Annotated in this window: 6 protein-coding genes; 5 read left to right on the forward strand and 1 reads right to left on the reverse strand. The window is 43.2% G+C overall.

The annotated features are described in order from the left end of the window. The 5 genes from B7C60_RS11665 to rplS form a co-directional block, all read left to right on the forward strand. Nucleotides 1-1,036 (forward strand): signal recognition particle protein (locus B7C60_RS11665; protein ID WP_245869267.1); only part of this gene is annotated, 1,036 nt, incomplete at its 5' end. Nucleotides 1,037-1,269: 233 nt separating this feature from the next. Beyond that, a complete protein-coding gene (rpsP, locus tag B7C60_RS11670) occupies nt 1,270-1,518 on the forward strand; it encodes a 30S ribosomal protein S16 (protein WP_099611797.1) in 249 nt (82 codons plus the stop codon). A gap of 18 nt (nt 1,519-1,536) precedes the next feature. Next, the gene (gene rimM, locus B7C60_RS11675; protein ID WP_099611798.1) at nt 1,537-2,091 is read left to right on the forward strand and encodes a ribosome maturation factor RimM; all 555 of its coding nucleotides are present in this window, start codon (nt 1,537-1,539) and stop codon (nt 2,089-2,091) included. Between the two features lie 26 nt (nt 2,092-2,117). Further along, nucleotides 2,118-2,861 carry a tRNA (guanosine(37)-N1)-methyltransferase TrmD gene (gene trmD, locus B7C60_RS11680; protein ID WP_099611799.1) on the forward strand — a complete coding sequence of 248 codons (744 nt, stop codon included), beginning with the start codon at nt 2,118-2,120 and terminating at the stop codon, nt 2,859-2,861. A 41-nt stretch (nt 2,862-2,902) separates the two neighbouring features. After that, nucleotides 2,903-3,256, forward strand: coding sequence for a 50S ribosomal protein L19 (rplS, locus tag B7C60_RS11685; RefSeq protein ID WP_099611800.1), 354 nt, complete (start codon nt 2,903-2,905; stop codon nt 3,254-3,256). A 90-nt stretch (nt 3,257-3,346) separates the two neighbouring features. Here the strand turns inward: rplS and degS are convergent. Then, the coding region (gene degS, locus B7C60_RS11690; protein WP_245869270.1) for an outer membrane-stress sensor serine endopeptidase DegS at nt 3,347-4,252 on the reverse strand (906 nt) is incomplete at its 5' end.

The following is a 4,252-nucleotide window of genomic DNA, read 5'->3' on the forward strand; positions in this document are numbered from 1 at the left end:
CACCAGTGTCGGTAAACTTTCTAAATTACTGAAAGAGCGCGATAAGAAGAAAGTCTTGGTGGTTTCTGCTGACGTATATCGTCCGGCAGCAATTAAACAACTTGAGACACTAGCCAGTGATCTAGCGGTGGATTTCTTCCCCTCTTCAGCCGATCAAAAGCCGATTGATATCGCCACGGCAGCGGTTGAGCACGCCAAGAAAAAGTTTTATGACGTTTTGATTGTTGATACCGCAGGTCGTTTAGCGGTTGACGAACAAATGATGGGTGAAATTCAAGCATTACATCAAGCCATAAACCCTGTTGAAACCTTATTTGTGGTTGATGCCATGACAGGGCAAGATGCAGCGAACACCGCTAAAGCCTTTGGTGATGCACTACCATTGACTGGCGTCATTCTTACTAAAGTTGACGGTGATGCACGGGGTGGGGCGGCGTTATCTGTCCGTTATATCACAGGTAAACCCATTAAATTCTTAGGGGTTGGTGAAAAAACGGATGCCTTAGAACCTTTCCATCCTGATCGCGTCGCCTCTCGGATCTTAGGTATGGGCGATGTGTTGTCGCTGATCGAAGATTTACAGCGTAATGTTGACCATGAAAAAGCAGAAAAACTAGCGAAAAAATTCAAAGAGAAAAAGGGCTTTGATTTAGAAGATTTTCGTGAGCAACTTGGGCAAATGCAGAATATGGGTGGCATGATGGGCATGTTAGACAAGCTGCCGGGTATGTCTCAGCTTCCTGCTGGTGTTAAAGATAAAGTTGATGACCGGATGTTTAAACAGATGGAAGCTATCATCAATTCGATGACCATGAAAGAGAGACAAAATCCTGATTTAATCAAAGGCTCTCGCAAAAAACGCATCGCCGCAGGTTCTGGAACCCAAGTGCAAGATATAAACCGGTTGCTTAAACAGTTTACCCAAATGCAGAAAATGATGAAAAAAATGCAAAAAGGCGGCATGAAAGGCATGATGCGTAATATGCAAGGCATGATGGGAGGCGGTTTTGGTGGTGGTGGTTTCTTTGGCCGTTAAGCTTGGTGAATAAAATGAGCTTGAACAGTAGATTAAGAATCTTTTATTAAACTGCTAACATGCTCACAGTAATTGTTGTTGGGTTTTGGTGGTGAAAAATTGGCTAAAGCCCTTGCAAAGCCTCGGAATAAGAGTAAAATTCCGAGGCTTTATTTTGGCACGAGACCCCAAACTGTTTTTAATCGAATAGTTGCTGGGGTTAATTTTATTTTTGAGAAAGCAAAGAGGACGACATGGTAACCATTCGTTTGGCACGTCACGGCGCTAAAAAGCGTCCATTTTATCAAATCGTTGTAGCAGACAGCCGCAACGCTTCTACTGGCCGTTTTATCGAAAAAGTAGGTTTCTTTAACCCTACCGCAACAGGTCAAGAAGAAGGCCTACGTGTTGATCTAGATCGCGTGAACCACTGGGTATCACAAGGTGCATCTTTATCAGATCGCGTAGCTAAACTAGTAAAAGACGCTCAAAAAGCGGCTTAATTCAATCATGACTAGTTTATGTCGATGGAAGGCAAAAAAATAATGAGCAAGCAAAGCGAAAAAATTGTTGTAGGCAAGTTTGGTGCTTCTTATGGCATTCGTGGCTGGCTTAAAGTTTTGTCCTACACAGACAACGCTGAAAGCATTTTTGATTATAGCCCTTGGTTAGTAAACCAAAAGGGCGAATGGGTAGAATACAAAGTAGAAAGTTGGAAACGCCATAACAAAGGTTTGGTGGTAAAACTTCAAGGGCTTGATGTTCGTGAAGATGCAAACCTACTGACTAACTTTGAAATTTCAATTAATCCAGCTGCATTACCTGAATTGTCAGAAGATGAGTTCTACTGGCGGGAATTGTTTGGCATGCGAGTGGTAACAACACAAGGTTATGATCTTGGTGAAGTTATCGATATGTTAGAAACTGGCTCCAACGATGTTTTGGTAGTGAAAGCAAATCTAAAAGATGCTTTTGGACAAAAGGAACGATTAATTCCGTTTCTTGAAGAGCAAGTGATCAAACACATTGATCGCACCGCTCAACGGATCGAAGTTGACTGGGATCCTGCGTTTTAACTCTGAATCGATAAGGCGAAGAACACATGTGGGTTGGGGTTATCAGCCTATTTCCTGAAATGTTCCGTAGCGTGACGGATTTTGGAGTAACAGGCCAAGCGGTAAAAAAAGGCTTATTATCTATTGAAAGTTGGAATCCTCGTGATTTTACAAGCGATAAACGTCGCACTGTAGACGATAAACCATATGGTGGTGGTCCAGGCATGTTAATGATGGTGCAACCTTTGCGTGATGCCATTCATGCCGCTAAAGCCGCTGCACCGGGTAAGACGAAAGTGATTTATCTCTCTCCCCAAGGTCGTAAACTCGATCAGCAAGGAGTCGAAGAGTTGGCTAACAATGATAATTTATTACTCATTTGTGGCCGCTATGAAGGGATAGATGAGCGCATTATAGAATCAGAAGTTGATGAAGAATGGTCAATCGGTGATTTTGTAATGACCGGGGGAGAAATCCCAGCGATGACGTTGATCGACTCGGTTTCTCGGTTTATACCGGGAGTCTTAGGCGATTTTGCGTCAGCAGAAGAAGATTCTTTTGCGAATGGCTTATTGGATTGCCCACACTATACGCGCCCTGAAGTATTGGATGGCAGAGCAGTACCAGCGGTACTGATGTCTGGCAATCATCAGGATATTCGTCATTGGCGACTTAAACAGTCGTTAGGTCGAACTTGGCTAAGAAGACCAGAGCTCCTGGAAAACCTAGCTCTGACTGACGAACAGGAACAATTATTGGCCGAGTTTATTAAAGAAACTCATCACCAGTAACCTATTAAATTTAGTATCAGTTTATTCTAGGAATTTAAAAAATGAGTAATATCATCAAGGCTCTAGAACAAGAGCAAATGAAGCAAGACCTACCTAAGTTCGCACCAGGTGATACTGTTGTGGTTCAAGTTAAGGTAAAAGAAGGTGACCGTGAGCGTCTACAGGCCTATGAAGGTGTTGTAATCGCAATCCGTAACCGTGGTCTACACTCAGCGTTTACCGTTCGTAAAATCTCTAACGGTGAAGGTGTTGAGCGTACGTTCCAAACTCACTCTCCAGTTGTTGATAGCATTGAAGTGAAACGCCGTGGTGCAGTACGTCGTGCCAAATTGTACTACCTACGCGATCGCTCTGGTAAAGCTGCTCGTATTAAAGAGAAGCTTGCTAAGAAGTAATGCTAGAACTCGCGTTCTCATAAAAAACGGAGCCATTAGGCTCCGTTTTTTTATACTAATTATCGGCTTATTAATTATCGGACGTAATGGTTATTCTCTAGTATCTTCCGCGATAGTGACGGGGACAATGATTTCTTGACCTTTACGAAGCAGAGTAAATTCAACTACGGTGCCTGGACGTAAATCCGTAACTGTATCCATCACACTTTGCCGACCATTAATTTTTTGTCCATCGATTTTCAAAATGATATCACGAACCATAAACCCTGCTTTTGCCGCAGGGCCAGTTGGATCGACACCCAAAATCACGATGCCACCAATATGTTCGCTACCCAGTAATCGCGAGGTGACGGAATTAATATCTTGCCCATCCACACCGATATAACCACGGATAACCCGTCCATCGGCAATGATTTTTTCCATAATTTTATGTGCAAGATCGAAAGGGATGGCAAATGAAATACCGTAGGTTTCAAGATCTGTTGCTTGTTGAAAAGAAGCGGTATTAATTCCAACTAACTCACCTTGGGTATTAACCAAAGCTCCGCCTGAATTGCCCTCATTAATAGCCGCATCGGTTTGAATAAAGGCTTGTCTGCCATCTGCGCTAATCGATGAACGTCCCGTTGCAGAAATAATACCAAAGGTAGTCGTTTGCCCTAAGTTATAAGGATTTCCAATGGCTAAAACGACATCGCCGACTTTAGCTTGGTAGTGAGGGTTTTGTGGAATAACGGGTAAGTTATTGCCTTCTATTTGTAAAATTGCAATATCTGTGCGGCGATCTTGCCCGACTAACTGAGCCGCTGCGATACGACCATCTTGCAAGGCGACGATAATTTGATCCGCTTGAGCGATGACATGATAATTGGTAATAAGGTAGCCTTTTTCATTCACAATAACTCCGGAGCCTAACCCTTGGGTGGATAGCTTACTTCGGTCACTTTCTGAATATTTTCGGCTATAGATATTGACGACGGCAGGAGCGGCTCCCCG

It is taken from the genome of Vibrio fujianensis, assembly GCF_002749895.1.
GTDB lineage: Bacteria > Pseudomonadota > Gammaproteobacteria > Enterobacterales > Vibrionaceae > Vibrio > Vibrio fujianensis.